Source organism: Paenibacillus sp. WG02 (genome assembly GCF_055396115.1).
The window spans coordinates 2,670,342-2,690,802 of record NZ_AP036016.1 but is presented as its reverse complement, the minus strand read 5'-3'; the positions used below and the strand labels follow the sequence as shown (position 1 = coordinate 2,690,802).

The window sequence follows — 20,461 nt, the reverse complement described above, 5'->3', positions numbered from 1 at the left end:
CCGTCAAACTCCTTTATGTGTTTTATCCGCTCCGCCATCCCTTACACCAAAAGCATTTTCAGAAAACCGACAAGCCGCGGCGCGTGATTGCCAAACATGCTCGTCGCAAGCTGGACAACGTCATCTTCACTCACTTCCGGCGATAGTTTGCTTTGCACCATCGTAGCCAGCTTCACCTTCAGCATCGATCGCATCGGATTCGGCGTCAGGCAGCTCAGGGTGAAAAAGGCTTCTTTCGATTTCCCGATCCATCGCTCTTTTAGCCCCAAATTAACTTCGTTTTGCTTCCGCTTCGTTTCTTTTTCCCGTTCGAGCTCCTCTGCCGTCACTATACCGTCCTTCGGAATGCCGATACGCTCATACTGCTCGGCCGGCGCATCATGCTCTCGCATCAGCCTGGCGATATGCTCGATCATGGTCGCCTCCACTTCCGGATCTTCCAATACGGTCTCCTGTGACGAATCGGCTTCAAGATCAAACAACAAATCACCGTAAAGGTACGGGTTCAAAAAGTTTGCGGCCTGGAGCCTCATCACGGAACAACCTTTCGTGAATGAAAAAGGAGCGGCGAGTTCCATTCCGGCAAACTCTTTCGGATCGAACATTGTATGCATGTGCGTCGGCATAAGGGTATATTCATGCAGCGGTCCGTTGTTGATGTCCTTCGGTCCCCGCATGTATACATATCTGCCATCGGTGCAATTGATGTGACCGCCATGTATGCCAAATAAAGCGGCTTCACGAATGGTCCGATTCGATTCGATGATCGGGCGGATGGAGCTGCCCTGCATATCGGCAGGAATGTCTACTCCGAAAAACTCGAGCAGCGTTGGAGGAAGATCGATCGTTTGAACTAAAGCTTCCGTTCTCTTACTCTTTACAGCGTATCTGGGATCCCAAATATAAAGGGGAAGGTTCGTGATCTCTTGATAGAGCGGCTGGATGTTTTTCCCCCACCAGCGATGTTCACCTAGCAAAAATCCATGATCTGTATTCACGATTAACAGGGTATCTTTCCAAAGATCGTACTGATCGAATGCGTCCAGCACTTTACCCAAATATTCATCGCACATGCTGACAAGCGCCGCATATTCGTATTTCATATGCTGAACTTCCTGAGGCTGCTGCGTGACTTTCGAATAATCCGGCCAGTCGTAATGTTTGCCTTGATAATCATGCGGATATAAATCTTTATATTTTTGCTGGGTAAAAAAAGGCTCATGTGGATCGAAAGCTTCGATTTGCAAAAACCAGCGGTCTTGATCGTGGTTCCTTTCGATGAATTCAATGCCCCGATTGACGGTTACCGCTAGTGGCATCTTCTCTTCGCTATCCAAATATGGCCGGTTCACCCAATCCTGTCTCCATAAATCGCCCTGCTTAGGACCGCTTAAGCTTTCCGGAATATACGGATCCCCCACGTTTCCTTTCCACGGATCTCCCTCTTGACCGCGGGCGAATTCCCACGAATTGTACCTCGTGTGATACGTGGCTCCCCCGTCCTCGAAGTAATGATTATGATCGGTCGTTAGATGCGTATACACACCGCTTTTCCGAAGCAAATCGATCATCGAATCGTCGTAAGGCTCAAGCGGCCCCCAGCTGCGATGCAAAAAGTTGTAACGTCCTGTATGAATCTCGCGCCGTGACGGCATACAGGGCAAGCTGCCCGCGTAGCATTTGTCGAACGTCATTGTCCGCTCAGTCAGACGTTGAAAGTTTGGAGCGTGAATCCAGTCGCAGCCGTAACTCGGCAGCATATGCTTATTTAAAGAATCGAACATGATCATGACTGCTTTCATAGCCTTATCCTCCCGATGTTCCCACTATTTCACAGAACCAATTGTAATCCCTTTGATGAAGTACTTTTGGAAGAACGGATACGCCACCAAAATCGGAAGTACGCCGACGACAGCAATCGCCATTTTTACCGATGTGCTCGGAAGCTCTGCGACCTTCGCCCCAGCGCCCGAACCCATGTCGGAGTTGCTGCTCAAAAATTGGACATCCTGAATGAGCCGATTCAAAATATTTTGAATGCTAAACAGCTTCGGGTTGGTCACATAAGTTAATCCGTTAAACCAATCGTTCCAATACAGGATGGCTTCGAAAAGACCGATGGTCGCCATGATCGGAACCGACAGCGGGAGAACGATTTTGTAGAACGTTTTAATCTCACCTGCCCCGTCGATTTTGGCCGCTTCGATAAGCGCAGGCGGAATGGACGTCATGAAGAAGGTACGGACGAGCAGGACGTTAAATCCGTTCATGAGCAGTCCAGGAATCAGCAGCGCCCAAATCGTATTTTTCACATGTAATACCTGCGTATAAATCAAGTACGTAGGAACAAGGCCCCCATTAAATAAAAGTGTAAAGAAAACAAAGAATGCCCAAAATTTCTTCCATGGCAGATCTTGACGGGAAATCGGATACGCCAGCATCGACGTGATGGCTAAGCTTGCAGTGGTGCCCACTACCGTAATGAACACGGTAATCCCATACGCGCGGCCCAACTCTTGCCAGTGATCCAGTAAATACACATACGCTTTGGAACTAAATTCTTGCGGAAACAGAGAGTATCCATGTTGAATAATGCTTGTCTCACTTGAAATGGAGGACATGATGAGCAGTAAAAAAGGCAGAAGGCTTGCAGCGGATAATGCGATCAGAACAATATGAGTAGTCCACTGCAGCGCTTTACTATCTTGTGCCATGAATCTTTTCCCCCTCTAAAATAATGCATTGTCTTTGCTGAATTTGCGCACCGCATAGTTGGATACGATAACCAACACGAATCCGACAAGCGATTGGTACAAACCGGCTGCCGATGACATCCCGATATCCCCGAGGTTCATCAGGCCTCTATACACGTAGGTGTCAATGACATTTGTCGTTTTGGACAACGCGCCCGAGTCCATTGGCACTTGATAAAACAGGCCGAAATCCGAATAAAAAATGCGTCCGATCGCCATCATGGTCATCATAATAATGACAGGCATGATCAAAGGAATGGTGATGGAGCGAATCTGATACCATCTTGAAGCGCCATCCAGTGTCGCTGCCTCGTAATACTCCGTGTCGATGCTGATGATGGATGCTAAATAAACGACGCATAGGAATCCGACACCTTTCCAAATATGCACCAGTGTCAGAATGTACGGCCAGTACTTCGCTTCTGAATACCAAGAAATGCTGTCCATTCCGAACAGCGGAAGAATGGCCTTGTTCATCAAGCCTGATTCGACACTTAACATGGAATAGACGAGATAGCTGACAATGACCATAGAAATCAGATATGGAAGCAGAATGACACTTTGATAAAAACGGGATAAAAATTTCTTCTTCACTTCATTCAGCAAAATTGCCACAAATATAGCTATTACTGTGTGTACAACGATAAAAAGCGAATTGTACAGAATCGTATTGCGTGTAATGATTAAGGCATCTTTCGTCTTGAACAAGTATTCAAAATTTTTAAAGCCGATCCAATCGCTGCCGAGAATACCTGCCTGATAATTGATATCTTTAAACGCGATGATAGCACCGAACATCGGTACATAATTGTTAATGAGTAAGTAAAGCACGCCTGGGATCATCAAAAGGTAAAGCGGATAATAATTTTTCCACCTACTCAGCCTTTTACTCGTTGAGGATTTATTCGTTATTGCTTGTGTCATAATACTCACTTCCTCCACTTCATGGCATCGATTGTTTGCTTACACTTTCATTATAGGAATTAGGCGGAACCGTCACTACTCCGTTTTCGACTTCCCGCTTGTACGATTCCGACCTGCCATTCTAAAGAGTCTCCACTTCGGCGATCTCGATGTATGTCATGCTTTTCAACTCATCGTACACTTCAGAAGCATACTTTCGGTCGATGAACACGATGAAATTAAGCTCCTGCTGTTCACCGTTCAACTCTTTAATATGAACGCTATTCATTTTGTACCCTTTTGCAATAATCGCTTTAATAATACTGGTTAAATTCGCATCATGGGACACGATGAGCTTTACACGCAGATCTTTCATAATCAAAGGCTTCGGGCCGACTTTCTTAATAAAATAAGGCAGCACAATGACACAGAACATAATAAGTGCCAGTCCGAAAAAAGCTTCAACGAAAAATCCCGCGCCAATCGCTATCCCTAGCCCTGCCGTCCCCCAAATCATCGCAGCGGTCGTTAGACCGATAATGACATCGTTATGCTTCCTTAGAATGACCCCTGCTCCGATAAAACCGATTCCACTGACGATTTGTGCCGCTAGCCGCATGGGGTCCATCACATGCAAGCCTGGGACTGCATATTTATTCGCGGATTCGATTGAAACAATCGTTAGCAAGCAACTGCTTAAGCAGATGACCAGGGAAGTTTTCAGCCCTAGCGGCTTATTGCGAACTTCGCGTTCCAGACCGATAATTAACCCGAGTACGGCCGAAAGACCTAATTTGATCAAAATATGAACGTCTATGCTTAACATCATGAAAGATCTCCCCTTATGTAAAATTGAGACGTTTAATATAAAAAAAGAAGGAGCCACCGTCTGCTCCTTCTTCCTATGTTTATTTAACCCCAAATTACAGCTGTCAGCTCTTCCAAACGATGAAGCCGATAGTCAGCAACAGTCGGGCTGTTTATCACAGTACCAATGGCAGCCGACTTCATACCGGCACGCTTTGCGGCATTAAGACCAGCCTCTGCGTCTTCTACGACGAGACAACATTCGGGATCCACGGCAAGCTTCTTGGCTGCGAGTAGAAATACTTCGGGATCCGGCTTACTGTTAACGATCTCATTACCATCCGCCACAGCTTCAAACAAGTGCGTAAAGCCAAGCCTTTCCAGAATGACCGGCGTATTTCGGCTGGATGATCCGATCGCGACTTTCGTCCCCTGCTGCTTGCAGGCAGCAATAATCTCGCGAGAACCAGGTGCCGCGTCTGACGGAGTCAATCGGTCAAGCAGTTCACGGTAGTAGCTGTTCTTTCTCTCAGCTAAAGCTACTTTTTCCACGCTTGTATACGTTCTGCTGCTCTTCTCAAGGATGACTTCCAAGCTCTCCATCCGGCTAACGCCACGCAGTCTGTCGTTAACGGACTCATCGAATACAATACCTTCTTCGTCCGCCATTCGCTTCCATGCTTGGTAGTGATACTGATCTGTATGCACAAGCACGCCGTCCAAATCAAAAATGACTGCAAGTATCGACATGGTAGAAATCCCCTTTCATCGTCCGGCTTGCACGTATTGCTTACAGACGTGTATCCCAATAGCCGCAAAATGGATCTACTGGGTTAATCCCCTTGAAGGAGGAGCGTCCCAGCAGCTTCTCGATAATCGCGTCCACGACCTGCTCGCTGGCTGAATACGCATTAATAAACGTTGGCATGCGCGGCACATCCAGCAGATGGTACGGGTTAGCCACGGAAATAAACATCGTTGGCAGCTCCTGAATGAACCACGGCATATCTAGACCAAAAGGAGGCGCCCAGTTAATGCGGACAGTAGTTTGGTTGCTGTGAGTCTCAAAATTGGAGAAGTAGATAGCAGCATCATGCTGATCACTCATCGCCTTCACCCCAGCAAACATCGTTCTGAAATCGAAATTTTTCGTATCAAATACTTTGATCGCGAAGCCCTCCGCTTCCAGTTTGGAGATGAAGTACGGCGTAATGTTCGTACTTTTGAACAAGCCATCCTCGCCGCCGAGCGATAAGAGTAGAATACGCTTGTGACGCTCTGGGCTAATGGGCAGCAATTGCTGCGTATCCTTCACGAGCGTAACGGATTGATCCGCACATTCCCCAGCCCATTTCAAATGTTCGTCGCATTTCAGAACGGATAGCGCCTCTACGCCCGGCACAAGGGTCCCTTCCCGCTTCTTCCTATGCAGACCAAGCGACGCTTTAACACCGAGAATGCGTGTCACAGCCTCATCCAGCCGCTCCACGGTCAAGATGCCCGTCTCGATCCCTTTCATCATAAAGAAGAAGTCTTCCTCGATACTCTTATTAAACAAGAACATATCACAACCTGCAGCGATCGAAGCGGGAACGGCTGTCTCCCGCTTCATCGCCATCATAAAACCGGCCATAGGCGTAGCATCCGTCGTAATAAGTCCATTGAATCCGAGCTTCCCGCGGAGCAGATCGTTCAGCAGCTCCGGCGCCAAAGTCGCCGGCATAATGTCCGAATCTTTGAGTTCCGGACGCAGCTGCCTGCTGTAAGCAGGATGAGCAATATGTCCGACCATAACACTCATGGCTCCAGCGTTAATGCATTCTTGATACACATTGCCGAACGTCGCATCCCACTCTTCGACTGACAACGAATTAATCGATGTTAATAAATGCTGATCGCGATCATCCACGCCGTCACCTGGGAAATGCTTAATCGACACAGCCACGCCATGTTCCTGAACCGCAGCCGTATAGGCTTTGCTCATGCGAGCAACACGCTCAGGGTCGGAACCAAACGTTCTCACATTCGTGATTGGATTGCGGAAGTTGACGTCGATATCCACAACTGGCGCGAACGCCCAGTTTACGCCAACTGCGCTGCCTTCCCGGGCAGCAATAAGGCCAAGCCTGCGAGCCATCTCCGTATTGTCCGTAGCTGCAACTTGTAATTGCTTGCCGAAAAAAGTGCCATCCACAGCGGAGCCGTTGCCCCCTGCTTCCAGATTAGCGGCAATAAGCAGCGGAATTTCCGAAGTATCCTGCAAATAGCGATGCGTTTCCTGGACTTTCTCCCCGGGACCAGGTCGGTACAGGATGCCGCCGATTCTCATCTTTTGCGTCAGCTTCGCTAGCTGCTCCTTGTCATCCGTGAATCCGATTGGACAAAACAGCTGTCCAACCTTGGCGGCAAGATCCATGGAGGCCAAAGTGTCCTTAACCCACTCAATCCCATCATCGTCTAGATGAAAAGGTTTTGCATGCAAATCAACCATGTAGCGTCCCTCTTCTCTTATGACTGTTTGGAGTTCTAACTTTTACTCTAAATAAATGCTTTTCAGTTTTTCGCGCGCTTCGGATGTCAATCCGAGCACTTCTTCCATATAAGTTTCCATGGTCCCATAGTTCTCTATGATTGCACGCAGTGCCGTAGTCAAGTATTCCTGTTTTACTGCCATCATTTCTCTAACCTTTGCAAGCTTGTTGTCATCTCCTAGCTTCTCTTGAATCGAGCTAAGCATGTGCTCAATCGCTTCTTTCCGGTTATTGTTGCTTCTTAAGAAATCTTCCATGACGGTTTCCATCGGCACTTCTAGTGCAAGAAGCAAGATGGCTCCAGCAAATCCCGTTCGGTCTTTACCCGCTGCACAGTGCCAGAGCAGCGGACTGCCTTCTGCCTGTAGCACCAGCTCAAAAAAACGACGATAAGCAGCCTGAGCAATAGGATCAGAGACGAACTGTACATAGACCTTTTCCAGGAAATCCCCCTCGAGCTCGGATATGTCAATCCCCTTAATAAAGGCAATCATATCTTGCGGATTGACAACTCCGCCAAGTACGGAAATATGGATGTTTTCCGCACCAGCGACGACTGGATTCGGCTTTGCCGCTTGTTCACCTTCCGAACGGAAATCGCAAATATAACGCAAACCGTTTTCTTGCAGGTAAGCAATATCCTCTTCGTTCATTTCCGCTAGCTCTGCGGAACGGAACAATAGATTGGACTTGATGGTCCTTCCATCTGAAGTGCGATATCCACCTAAATTACGCAAGTTGGTTCTGCGCTCTATTTCTTCTAATCTTTGCTTGTATGTCGTTTCCATCATATCCTCCTGAATTTCTCCGATATTTCGCTTACTTCACGTTATTTTCTTTGGCCCAAACATCCAACTGTTTTTGCTTTTCGGCAATGATTTTGTCGATTCCGGCAGCTTTCAACTCAGAAATGAACTTAGGCAGTTCTTTATCCGGATCGAAGGCTCCATCCTCCAGCCCTAATCGGTACTGATTCACGACGTTGCTTACAGCGGCAACTTCTGTCTTCACCGAAGTGTTGTCATACGTAAACCCAAGCGCCTTCGATCGGGTTGCACTCTCGTTGAACTTCTTCGTTTCCTGCCATACATTCTTGTCATTACCTTCCCATATATCGGCAAGGAACGAATTACCGAACATAAACCCTTGGTTCAAAGCGTAACCCGTATTATTCTCATCTACTCCTGCAGGGTAGCCAATAAAACCATCCTGCTTTTTGACATAATGCTTGCCTTCGATACCCCAAGAGAATAAGTTAACAATATCTTTGTCAGCGTACATAAGATTAAGGAACTGCATAGCTTTCTCGGGATTTTTCGAACCTTGAGAAATGCCCCACATCACGCTATTTACCGTACTTGTATTCGCAGCTGCTGGAGCAAGTTTGACCGCGATCATTTCAGTTCCGACTATTTTCGACTGCTGTTCAGCAAAGCCCGGTTTCATATGTGTTAGATTCCCTGCTGCTTTACCTGCTTTAATAATGGTGTTTTCACTTTCTTTGTTTGTCACGACATCTTTAATCGCGTATCCCGCTTGGTTCCATTTTCTCATGAGCTTCACCATGTCGGCATATTCAGGAGTCTCGTACCAGTTCACAACTTTCAACTCGCCTTGACCATTATTCAGAAGCACCCCTAAATCGTCGCCCAAAGAATCTCTAGTGCTAAACGAACCGTATAGGGAAGTAGTCACCTTATTCGTCATAGGAGCCATGCTCGGCTCGTTTTCTTTGAGTTTCTTTAGCACACTTTCAAGATCGTCCAATTTTTTCACATTACTCAAATCGATGTTGTATTTGGTTACTAAGTCTTTTCTCATGATAAATCCGTAATCTTGCGCTAAATCACGAATGGTCGGCACGCCGTAAATTTTACCCTTCACTTTCGGAGCATTTAGAAATACAGGCCCCAACGATTCTGAAATATTCTTGCCATGCTTGGTAAGCAAATCATCAAGGGCCAGCACTTGTCCTTTTGCAACAAAGCTGGAGTAATACGGTCCCCACACCACCATTAAATCGAGCTTTTCTCCGCTAGTCATCATCAAATTCATTTGATTCACATATGCACTATAACTGATAGGCAGCAGCTTAATTGTGGCGTTGATTTTCTCTTTGGCAATTTTGTTAATCTCGTCATTTACCAACTGCATGTCTTTCGGAATTGCGCCTTTAACAGGAATCGCCACCGTGAGCTCAACTGGCGCTTCGGTTTTCTTTTCGTCCTGCTTCTTGGAGCTTGCTGCACCATTCTCGGAACCGCAACCTGAAACCATAACCGTCAATGCAACAATTGAACTTAAGAAACCCAATCTTTTCTTCATGGTTATCTCCTTTTATTTGTTGTTATCCGAACAATTTCATTATAAGTACCCACCCAAACTGTCACTACTCCGTTTTCGACTTTCCGCTTGTACCATTCCGACCATGCAGCTGACGATAATCATTCGGGTTCATACCTGACACGCTTTTGAATCGTTTGGAAAAATGCGCAAGATTCGAGTACCCGACATGCGCGGCGATGCTGCTGATCGACATGCCGCTTTTGGACAATAGCTCCTTGGCCATTCCCATACGCTCCTGAACCAAATATTCAGTAACCGATATACCGGTTTCTTTCTTGAAGATGCGATCCAGATAATCCGGATTCAAATAAACATGATTAGCAATCTCCTCGCGTGACAGCTCTTGTTCATTCAAGTGGAGAGCAATATGATTTCTGACACGCTCCGCGACGGATTGCGTTTGTTCAACCGTATTCACGTATTGAAGAGATCTCTCCATGATGTGCTTGATCCATGCTATCGTATCCGTTACAGAACGCGTAGCACGCGGGGCAAGCTCCATTGATACGGCATCACTTAACAGCTCGCGTGCCTGAATGCCTTTGAGCATGATGACGTGATACAGCATTTGCAGGAAATCGTGGTGAAATTGATGCAACACCCTCGCGTCCAGTTCTCCTGTATGCATCATGCTCTCCAAATATCGCTCAACCTCCGACAACACCTTCGTCATTGAACCTTCTTTCAACATGACCGACCACACAGGCAGATCCGGCATTGTGACAGGTTTGGAGAATTGTTTTTTTCCTGATAGCATGAAAACTGTATTATTATAGGCAACATTGTTTTTCTCGAGATGAGACAGCGCATGAACCATTGATGGCAGTTCGTGTACGAACGCTCGATTCCCGATGTAGCAGGAAATATCACAATAGAAAAATTGTCTGCAGGACGAGATGAAGGCTTCGCACTTTTGTTTCAATCGCTCCATCTCTGGTTCCGCTTCTTGATCCCAGGACACGATCGCTAGCAGATTTCGGCTGCCCAACAGCAGCACTTGTCCCTTCTCTTTGTGTTCAACGATCATTTCTTCGGCGCTATTTTGAATGGCATATTCCATAATCTTCTCATCGCGCAAACTCAACTCTTTATAAAAGCGTTGAACGCTGATTAGAACAGGCAAAAACCTCATTTCCTCTGAAAAAGGGATATTGCGATCCGCGGCAGACGCTCGAATAGCTTCCAAATTGGACGGAATGGTTTCATGCAAAATATCAAGCCAAAATCGCTCAATCAGGATCGGCTGGTGCTGGACCCAGAATTGGCCGTAACGGCTGTATTGCTGAAGTTGGCTCTCCTTATTGATCTTTGCCCCTGCTTTCACAATCACCTCTTCCAGCTGAGCAAGAGCAACCGGCTTCAACAAATAATCGAAACAGCCAAGCTGAATGGCTTGCTGCGCAAATTTGAAATCGGCATGGCAAGTTAAGAAAATCGATTCCGTTTTTGGATAATGCTCCCGTACCCATGTCAAGAGCTCCAGGCCGCTGCCTTGCGGCATTTCAATGTCACAAAGCATGATATCGATAGGATGAGCCTCGAAAATCTCCTTCGCTTGCCTAATATTATAAGCCGTGTGAACGGTTGACACCCCGAACGTCTCCCAGTGCAAATCGGATTTGAGCCCTTCCACGAATAGAATTTCATCATCTACAATGAGCATTTGCATCATAATTGCTCTCCTTTCCCCAAATCCGGTGTAAGTGGCAGTGTAATAACGATGACTGCACCTCCAGAAGCCATATTGGCAAATGAGATGTCAGCACGACTCTGGTACAACAGCAGCAGCCTTTGTTGAACATTCCAAATTCCGATATGTTCGCCTTGCGTACTCGTCATCTGGGTTCCACTGCGAATTTCCTCCAGCACATCCTCCGGAAAACCCGGCCCCGTATCTTGTATGGTTATTTGGAGTGTGGGGGCTGCAGCCGAATCGTCAAGTTCCATATCGATCGTCAAAAGAACCGGTTCGTCCATCGTTACTGCATGCTTGATCGCATTTTCCACAAACGTTTGAACGACAAGCGGCGGGATCGGGGTACGAAGCAAATAGTCAGGAACATGAATCGTACACTGTAAATGATTCGGGAATCGCAGCTCCTGAATGCGCAAATAATTTCGAACGTGCTGTAATTCTTCTTGTACAGAGACAAAAGTCAAATTACTTCGGAACATATAGCGGAAATAGCCAACCAAACATTGCGCCATCTCTTCAATCAGCGCATAATTTTTGGCGCGCGCGAGCGTGTGCATAATATTAAGCGAATTCAAATAAAAGTGCGGATTGATTTGCAGCTGCAAATGTTGGAGCTCCGCCTTTTGCTTGTTCATCTGCTCTTCATAGACATGGATCCGTAATTCTTGAATTTGTGACATCATCGTATTAAAGGTTTCATAAACAAGCTGAAACTCATCAGACGTCTTAAACGATTGAATCCGCATATCCAAATTGCCGTCCTTAATCCGTTTCATCGCTAAAATCAGGCGATTGATCGGAATGAGCAACGTTTTTCGGAGAAGCAGCAAACAGACGGGCAATAGGATGAAAACGCCAACGAGAATGAAATTGACAATATTTCGGAGGATAGGAAGATTTTTTAATATTTGTTCATCCGGTATAAGCGCAATCAGATTGAAATTCCCCACAGCCGACTTTTCACCAACTACCAAATAGCGGTGATCGTCCCCGGTTAAATAATAGTGTTGAAGATTTTTATTTACATCGAGCCGGTTATTCTTGACAATTTCCGCGTTCACCAAAGGCACGCCCTCATTCGTTGTAAATAAGGCTTCTCCTTTTTCACCTAGACCGATGAGATTTAGCGGCATCATTAAATTGTCGATCAAAATCCATGTACCGACATACGTATTGCTCACCTTGATCGTACGCAGCAAGTAATATTTTTCTCCGATTTCCTGCACGTACCAACGATTGATCGGTAAATTGGGTGTTGCCTTCCCGGTTTCATCCTCAATAAAGTTCCTGACCGATTCTCGCTCAGCATAATTCGTAACTTCCCGGAATGCATTCATGTAAGATTGATTGGGAACCGAATAAATAAAAAAGCCGTCGACCGATTTGAAATTCAACATATTTTCGGTAATCCGGTTAGATAATCTTCTTAAAGCGAAGTAGCGATCACTTTCCGAAACTTTGTTCTCAATGCCGGTAAAGTCGGCTTCGGCGATAGTCAAGCCCATTAAATACGATTCCGCGAAACGTAATTGTTCATCAATTTGTCCCATATACAAAGAGATCATTTTTTTGTTGGAATCGGCCACTTGACTCCGAACAACGCCGATCGCATAGTAGTTGGTATAAATGAGCAGCAAGCTTAACGGTACTGTGATCAGCACCACACCGACGATCAGCTTGAAACGAATGGAATTGAAAGGAATTCGAAAAAATCGGCTTGTCATGGTTGCTCCCCCTTTTCATATTCTTCTCTAATCATTATTGACTGAATGAACGAATTAAAAAAGCCAGCATTCTGCTGGCTTCTCTTATTAACTAAAATAATATATTTTATTATAGTGATTGGGCAGCAGAATCACTACTCCGTTTTTGACTTCTTGTTTGTACGATTTCGACCAAATATCCCGCTTTTATTCCTTGGGTGGAAGGTACTCGGAAGAATTTCTTTCATAATGAATTTTCCTATATCAAAAAAATTAGCCCCGGCTACGGCTTAAAGCTGTAAAATCCGGGGCTTCATACTATTTATTTAGTGCTTCAAATCCGGCCATTTCTACTTCTTGTCGAATGAAATGATCTCAACAGCAACTCAAATTGAACCTACGTTATCCCTGCTCATCACTTTGAACCCACATATCTCCAGCCCAAGTATGAATATGATACCACCGTTTTCCTTGCGAATCGGTCCATTTTTCAAAAGCGGATACTTTTTGAGGAGTGAGGACGCCGAAAGTTGGAAATGGCATTGTTGGAAACAGATGTAGGATCGTATCTACTTTTAGAACAAGGCTCTCATTGATTTTCTCCACACCGAAAGGCTGCGCATAATCTGGATTGATCCAGAACGTGTCACCATCTTGCGACCGAACATGATAGGTACCATACTGTGTTTTTTCCAAAGCAAATACTTTCTGCGGTGGAATCAGTTTGGCATCGGAGGGACGCTGCAAGCGATTAGCTGTATCATAGTCCTCCATGTACAAGGTGTCTGTTTGCAGGTCCATGTCCTGATTTATGACCTCCATATCCGTCAGAATATGGGGATTGGAGACAATCCACATATCCCCTAGCCACGATGTCTCGATTCGGTATGAGTTAGCCAGATAAGATGCAGGTGATTCGAATATGGCATTAGCATGGACCGTTTGTGGAGCAAGATCAGCATCCGTCATCGTTGATAAAGATGGTTGTGTATAGAGAGCGGCAGACCAGAGAAGAGCAATGTTGGTATCGATAGGCTTAACGACCCCAATTTTGTCGGAGTCAAGGTGCATCCAAAGATCACCTGCCCACGTGGTCTTGATTTTTATCCATACTTTATCCCCACGTTGTTTGGCATACCACGCTTGCTCTACATCGGTCGTAACAACATCTTGAGGACTGAGTTCCGCAGTCGGATTAAGCGAATCGTCAGGTGTGGAATAAAGCGGAGTCTGTTCGAACAATGTGATTACCGGCGGAAGTGTGGGTGGGTTAAATTTGCGGATGATAGGACCGGGTAGAGCAGCATTTGCTGGTAAACTGACTATGAAATTTACCAGAATAAATACAAATACAACATACACATGTCTGTTTCGTTTCATATTCACTTTAACCTTTACCTCCTTAAATGGATAACCTTTTAATTAGACGAAATAGATCATTACTATGTTCCATTTCATATTTCCTTCATTAGAAAGAGCGTGATTATACCTCTTTGAGACCCCGCACAAATAAGCTCACGTTCCCTAAGCAACATGCCCCTTGCGGGTTGTTTACTTCGCATCCGCAACGTCCCGCCTGAACATGTGCTTTGATTTCGTCGGCAGGTTGTTGGTCGGTGCCTGCCGTTTGAAGAAGGCGCTCTCTCGTCCAATCAAAGCAGTAACACACTGGTACATCCATGCTGAAGTTCTTTTGGTACACTGGTACCTTCATGTCACTCTCGTTGAATGTTTGCGAATGGTTACTGCTGAAATAAACAATAGAGCAAGCAGAGTTCGAACAGAATATGTAAGAGTTCTCATGTTCAATGGTTTCTAGTGCTGACGCTTTAAGCAGGGACTTGAGCGTTATGAGTTGCACATTCTTGCCCTTTTCACCGCAGGAAGAGCACTCCGTTTTTACAGCTCCTGTATTATTAGATGGTGCACAGCAATCCATTTAAAATCATCTCCTAATGTAGAGGAATCAATCATTTGTACATCCTCAGACAATTATCTCACTAATTTACAAAAGAAGAAAATCTGCACTTCACTATACTTCCCGTTACTTGAATGAACAAAAAGAGGAGCTGCCACGTTGCAAGCTCCGGATCTTTTCTTTTTTACTCAAATTTTCGTGGTCATGCTAGCTTGGTTATCACTAAGTGCGTTTATTATCTGGATTACGCTTGTTTGAATATTGTTGCATAAGCAGTTCCACCACTCACCTTGAGACCCATTCGTATGAGGCGGAGGAAAGTTATGCCTCGTCTAACTTTGGACCAATTTGATAATTAAAGAATGGAAGTTTTAAGCCTCTAGATGGAGGTGATGGAGGATCCGGTATAAATAGAGGTTCATCGAGAAGCTTACCAATCTCCTCACGGATACTTTTCTGTTCATCTGGTGACATACCCGCGAATCCTGGAATCGATCCACAAATCTCATCGATAGTCTCAGCCCGTTTCCGTGCAGCCCTCTGGCTCGGTGACTCGTCACTCTCCAATCCCACAACAAGTCCTGCGAAGAACCCACCGGGGAGTAATGAAAGCGCCGTATCAAAAATAGTCTGTGCTACTAATTCTCCTAGTATGCTTTGAGCTGAGTCAGAACGAAGAACGTAAAGAGCCCCTCCTGATACCAACATCACCAAGAGCATAGCCTCCACAGTTGCCGCTCCACGTAAGCCACTCAACCGACGGATGCCCTTTGGTAGCGCCTTGAAGGCGATAAAGGCTGATTCCCATTCTGAAAATTTCTCGAATAACTTACCAAGGCGTATATCGTATACATGGAGCCCGCTATCAAAACATTTCTTAGTGAAACGGGTGTCCACTCCCGCCCAGCCATTTGCAGCAACTTTCCTGAACTTATTATTTTCGAGAAGCGTTCCTGCCTCTACTGCACGAGGATGAGGTGATTTTTGTTTTAGAAAATCAATTGCTTGCTGTTTATATACATTGAATTTATCACCAGTTAGTGCATTGGCGCCACTTATACCTTTAATTTGCCCCTTGTTATCCAGTAGCCAGATCTCCCATAAGTTAGGATCAACATTCCTCGCATCTAGAGCAATCAAATCTATTCCAACTTCCGAGACGTGCTTCGTCCAATCCCTAAATACAATCAACCCATCACGCGTTAAAGCATCTGCCAGATGAAGCTCTCCCGCCAGTCCGATCAATTCATTCTTTGTAGTAGCCGGAGGTACATAATTGTCACCGACTTGTAGAAGCTCGTCTCCCTTTACATCAATGGATTTTGTGTTACCGCTACTGTCAGTTTCGGTAGCGGATACGGCCCTATTACTGTTATTGGCAAGATCAACCGCGGATCGAATGGGTGACGTTTCTTGTTTTTTCTGTTCGAGCTCGTTCGCTCTTTTTTGTGCTTCTCCACCGTCGATCTGCTTTTGTAAATGCTCTTTTACCAGTTTCCCATAATCTTCTTTACTTATGGCATCGCTCGACCTTGCGTTATTAAGCGATTCCATAATTTTGTCCGAATGTTCGGTGTTGTGCTGCTGCATAGCCATTCCTTGAGCCATTTGGGCAAATGCCTTCGCATTCTCCTGGTTCGAAAGGTACGTGCGAATGGCATTCTGCTGCGTCGCATCCAGCCCGGTAACATCACGGAATACACCGGATTTGCCAAGCAGGTCAGTAATACTGGCTAGCCCTGCTCCCGTATCCGGAAGAGCTGGCGCATTCTGGATATTAACAAGCGGTTGTGCAAAATCCTTGAACGCAGCCTTCCAATCCGTAAGCTGTGGCGTCGGCAATGTCACAGGTGTGACCGACGTAGGTTCATCCGTTGTGAACTTGCTCCAATCCTGTGAGGAGTTCTCCTTAACCTTCTCGCATGCATCACATGCACCTTGTACAGCCTCAAGGAACACACCTCTCGACGGAACACTAATTCGATAGGGAGGTATCGGAGTAAGCGGCCGATAATGGTCAAACAATGAAACGTCTTCAATCTCGCCGCCCTCAGCATTTACTTCCGCGATGTACGACTGACTTACCCGATAACCAGCGGCAACCGGAAATACGAGAGAGTTCCCGGTAATGCCTAGCAGCTCGTTTTTAATGACCGATGCCAAGCTTCGAGACCCGACGGGTACTCCTTGTCCATTAAAAATCTGGATATTGAACCCGTCCAGCATCATATACCTTCGATCCGGGTCGAGCAATCGCCAAAGGACCTTATTGTAGTATTCTACATTACTGTTTAGGTGCTCGAGCAACTTCAATACCAGGTATTGATCCTCTTCCCTCGGATTTCGCTGTTCGTCCTTATTCATCGGCGTTGGGTAACCATATGTGCCCCCGTCAGTTAAACTATTTCCCATTGTTTTGTTGAAAATAATGCCTTCATAGTGTTTGGTGGTGTACCCAATATGCAAGTTCTCGACCATGAACGTAACCAATGGCCAGAAGATCTTCGGATTTTTCACTATATTAGTGTATGTGACTTTGATTGTCGTGATATCTTTACGTGCCTGAGAGGTCGTTGCTTGCAAATTTATCCTCATCAAGCGCTCGCCACCATGATATTTACCAACGGTCGAGAAGTCACATGTTGAGAATGGATCAATCGATAAAGTATTGTCCAATAGCTTTTCAAACACGACAGGTAGAATCTCGTCATTAAACACAGTATCCCATTGTGATATTGTCTTGTGTGAGAAATAATTCGCTAGGAATGCCTCGATGTCGCTGTAACCGCAAAGATCCGCTATCGACCTCCAGGGTATATCGTCCTGGCTTCCCGAGTTAAATATGTTATCAAACTTGATTACTTCAATAACATCGGCAGGACGAGCTTGTTGAAAGTTGTCATAGATGACGATATGTTCATCAGTGAACTTCTGTCTCTCCTCCCATGATTTTTTATCTAAATCTGGACCCGATACGACATCACAAATAGCTCCCCAGATGCCACCACCGTTGCGGTCTGTGATCTGTGTCCTCGTTACGACTGGAAATGACAATACCCGGTCATATACCGTCTTCGGACGCGGAATGTTCACCCTCAAAGTGATGTATCCCGTCACCGATGTGATTGGCTCGTCGCAGTATGCCTTACCCTTTTCCGGAAAGTCGACGAATTTATAATCAGTCTCGATCCGTGCGTTAGCATCGAATGCTGGGATGAGCGGATGGCTGACACGGTAACGTAGGTATGGGATGGGTTGCAAGTAGGTATTCGAAGGCATCGGTAAAAGGTTACTTGCCAAAACGTCAGACCATTTGTAAATGTTTTTACGTGTAAAGTGAGTCATAAGCAGCGGAACAAAGACACACTCTTCGACTTGTGCCAGCTCTTGGTATATGGCGTAATGCCTCAGCACCTCAAAATACATCATGGTTAATGCATGGCAGTGATTGTGATTGGCAACAACGTCCGTGGTAACACTGAACTGCTGACCTTCCTTCACCGTTGTAACAACGGAAGCATTGAGCTGACGGTAACTCTCTGCGTTCTGCATGATGGACTGTCGCAGCTTCTCACCGAAGAACATGGATGTGTCCCTCGAGCTGTTCTGCGACGCAGACGAATTGGCACTGGAATAGCCTCCCGCTACACCTAGCGAAGCGGATGCGAAGCCAATCGTTCCAGCCGCGCCAAGTCCTGCACTTACACCGCCTGTACTGGACGAACTATTTCCATTCAATGTTTCATTGAGGGCCCCGCTAAGTTGGTCGAGGGTGTTACGTTCGTTCACAAGGCTAGCCGCCAGGCTCTCTACTTGGGCAATACTTTGCGTTTCTGTACCTTGCAATTGATGTGCCGCATCGAGGACGACGATCTGTTTCTTTTGACCTGGAGCAAGAGCCAGCGAGTACAGTAAATTTCCAAGAGAGTAACCATCCGCCTTGAAAATGGCTTTATAGTGAAGTACATGCCCCGTTGCAACGGTTACTGCTTGGTAAAGCGTTAGGTTTTCGTGTGCTTCCGGTGCATCCGCCCACCGAACCGGATTGCCTAAACTGATCGCCGTACGTTCGATGGTTGTTGTGCTACTCACCAAATCGAAGCTTCCGTCAGAGTTCTTGTTCAAGGTATAGTTAGCAACTTCTGGATCTGATGTTCGAACCACCCCTCGGTAACTGTACTCACTCAACGTGCGGTTTGGAGTGGACAGATTGACGCAGGCACCTCCGATATCTTGAGTGTACTCGTCAGAATTGATCAGGTCTGCATGATCAGGCAAACGGGGTGCCTTTTTTGGGGCATTACATCCGCAATCTCCATCCGACTCGTCGTGTGTACATTGTGGATTGCTTATGAGTAAGTAAAGGAAGTCGTCGGAGATCGTTCCATTTTTGTTACCATCACTTCTAATGGGGATGTCAGCTGGAGAATCAGGCATTAGCGAGACCATAGCTTGCGCGGCAATGTAATCACCGTATGGATATGGCATCGAGAAATTACCCGATGCATCCGTTGTCCCGGCCGCCACGACTCGCCACAGGTCATCGTCCTTCACCTTCGCCTGAATGATTACCGTCTGGTCCTTGAGTGGACATTCATCCTTCTTTAATTCCAGCAACTGACCACGCAGCTTTTTCTGCTTATCGGTCCCTGCGCCCTTCGGATCGTTCAGTGTTGCAGGCTTTACCTGATCAACGGCAATGTGTAGATCTTTTAGATTCGGGTCCTCCGCGGTGAAAGTATTGCGCCAAACCGGAACTCCATCATAGGTCTTCACGGATACTGTAACAGCCCCGTCTACAGCATTTTGCAGGATCAGATTTGCTGCAAAGGTGAAGACAAATTTAGCTTTATTACCATCGATTGAGTCTGAACTAAAATTCCAATCATACGGTGTTTTGATTGTTGTCGTTACCCCGTTCACATTAACTAGGGGACATTCTACAGACAACTCAAACAGGATCAGATCCTTTAGGGTGATCGCGCTTTGATCCGGTTTCCTAATCTGAAAATCACCTGCTACTTCGAGCTTTTGAATAGCCGGCACTGTTAAAGGAAAATCAAAGATTTGTTTGAACGTTTCGATGATAACTCCCGTAATCCTATTACCCGGATCCTCAAGGTGTTCTCCTGTCAGGAGTCTGCGAAGTTTGGTAATCATGTCATCGTTCCATTCTATAGATCCAGGATCCAGTCCCGTTTCATCTAGGAAGTGACCGATAACCCTTAGCAGTAACATATCATCGTCTCTGCCGGTTAAATCTTTGAACTTTGCCAGGATACGATTGTACACATCCTTATTTAGCAAGAACAAATTCCGATCGAGAAAGGCTATTGTTTCTGTAAAACTCGGGTGAGCCCTCCCTCTTACCATGATCCCTACGGAATCAACCAATTTGGATACATTGCGAACCCAGAAAATCGCATTCAAATTCGTTTCGCCAACCTTTGCGGAAGCCGCTTCGTAGTTGACTGGAATGATAAAACTAAGGTCATTGATTCGATTTTCAGAAGTTGCACGAATATAATAACCAAGAAAGTTGGTCACGGACTGTTCCGTTTTACCTGCCAGATCGGATACCGGAAATAAAGCCTGATAAGTCGTGTCTATCAACGCATGTTCAATGACTACTTTTTCCGATCCCATCTGAACCCTAGTTAAAGAGCCGTCGATTGGGGTCATACCCGAGTAATCGTACACCGGTACAAGAAAATTAAGATGTATCATGCTGATTGGTGCCTGAATTACATCACCTTCATAACGAATTGCTTGCTGCAGTGTAGCCAACTTTACCTACCTCCGAT

13 protein-coding genes are annotated in these 20,461 nt (G+C 45.9%); all 13 read right to left on the bottom strand.

The window, feature by feature from the left end; translation table 11 throughout:
- Nucleotides 1-41: 41 nt before the first annotated feature.
- Nucleotides 42-1,802 carry a sulfatase gene (locus ACBP55_RS11970; RefSeq protein WP_464651780.1) on the bottom strand — a complete coding sequence of 587 codons (1,761 nt, stop codon included), beginning with the start codon at nucleotides 1,800-1,802 and terminating at the stop codon, nucleotides 42-44.
- A 24-nt stretch (nucleotides 1,803-1,826) separates the two neighbouring features.
- The gene (locus tag ACBP55_RS11965; protein WP_464651778.1) at nucleotides 1,827-2,714 is read right to left on the bottom strand and encodes a carbohydrate ABC transporter permease; all 888 of its coding nucleotides are present in this window, start codon (nucleotides 2,712-2,714) and stop codon (nucleotides 1,827-1,829) included.
- Nucleotides 2,715-2,729: 15 nt separating this feature from the next.
- The gene (locus tag ACBP55_RS11960; RefSeq protein WP_464651776.1) at nucleotides 2,730-3,677 is read right to left on the bottom strand and encodes an ABC transporter permease; all 948 of its coding nucleotides are present in this window, start codon (nucleotides 3,675-3,677) and stop codon (nucleotides 2,730-2,732) included.
- A gap of 121 nt (nucleotides 3,678-3,798) precedes the next feature.
- Complete coding sequence (locus ACBP55_RS11955; protein WP_464651774.1) at nucleotides 3,799-4,485, bottom strand: MgtC/SapB family protein; 687 nt, start codon at nucleotides 4,483-4,485, stop codon at nucleotides 3,799-3,801.
- 83 nt (nucleotides 4,486-4,568) lie between these two features.
- The gene (gene pgmB / locus ACBP55_RS11950) at nucleotides 4,569-5,213 is read right to left on the bottom strand and encodes a beta-phosphoglucomutase (protein ID WP_464651772.1); all 645 of its coding nucleotides are present in this window, start codon (nucleotides 5,211-5,213) and stop codon (nucleotides 4,569-4,571) included.
- A gap of 40 nt (nucleotides 5,214-5,253) precedes the next feature.
- Nucleotides 5,254-6,954, bottom strand: a complete 1,701-nt coding sequence (locus ACBP55_RS11945; protein ID WP_464651770.1) for a glycoside hydrolase family 3 protein — start codon at nucleotides 6,952-6,954, stop codon at nucleotides 5,254-5,256.
- Nucleotides 6,955-6,996: 42 nt separating this feature from the next.
- On the bottom strand, nucleotides 6,997-7,785 hold the full coding sequence (locus ACBP55_RS11940) for a tyrosine-protein phosphatase (RefSeq protein ID WP_464651768.1): 789 nt from the start codon (nucleotides 7,783-7,785) through the stop codon (nucleotides 6,997-6,999).
- A gap of 28 nt (nucleotides 7,786-7,813) precedes the next feature.
- Nucleotides 7,814-9,319, bottom strand: a complete 1,506-nt coding sequence (locus tag ACBP55_RS11935; protein ID WP_464651766.1) for an ABC transporter substrate-binding protein — start codon at nucleotides 9,317-9,319, stop codon at nucleotides 7,814-7,816.
- Between the two features lie 64 nt (nucleotides 9,320-9,383).
- Entirely contained in the window at nucleotides 9,384-11,012 is a 1,629-nt protein-coding gene (locus tag ACBP55_RS11930; RefSeq protein WP_464651765.1) for a response regulator, read from the bottom strand.
- Nucleotides 11,009-12,760, bottom strand: a complete 1,752-nt coding sequence (locus ACBP55_RS11925; RefSeq protein ID WP_464651763.1) for a sensor histidine kinase — start codon at nucleotides 12,758-12,760, stop codon at nucleotides 11,009-11,011. Before ACBP55_RS11925 ends, ACBP55_RS11930 begins: the two co-directional genes overlap by 4 nt.
- Nucleotides 12,761-13,141: 381 nt before the next feature.
- Nucleotides 13,142-14,125, bottom strand: coding sequence for a hypothetical protein (locus ACBP55_RS11920; RefSeq protein ID WP_464651761.1), 984 nt, complete (start codon nucleotides 14,123-14,125; stop codon nucleotides 13,142-13,144).
- A 97-nt stretch (nucleotides 14,126-14,222) separates the two neighbouring features.
- Entirely contained in the window at nucleotides 14,223-14,678 is a 456-nt protein-coding gene (locus ACBP55_RS11915; protein ID WP_464651759.1) for a putative iron-sulfur cluster-binding metallochaperone, read from the bottom strand.
- Nucleotides 14,679-14,978: 300 nt separating this feature from the next.
- Nucleotides 14,979-20,444 (bottom strand): hypothetical protein, encoded by a 5,466-nt coding sequence (locus tag ACBP55_RS11910; protein ID WP_464651757.1) that lies wholly within the window; start codon nucleotides 20,442-20,444, stop codon nucleotides 14,979-14,981.
- Between the last annotated feature and the right edge of the window lie 17 nt (nucleotides 20,445-20,461).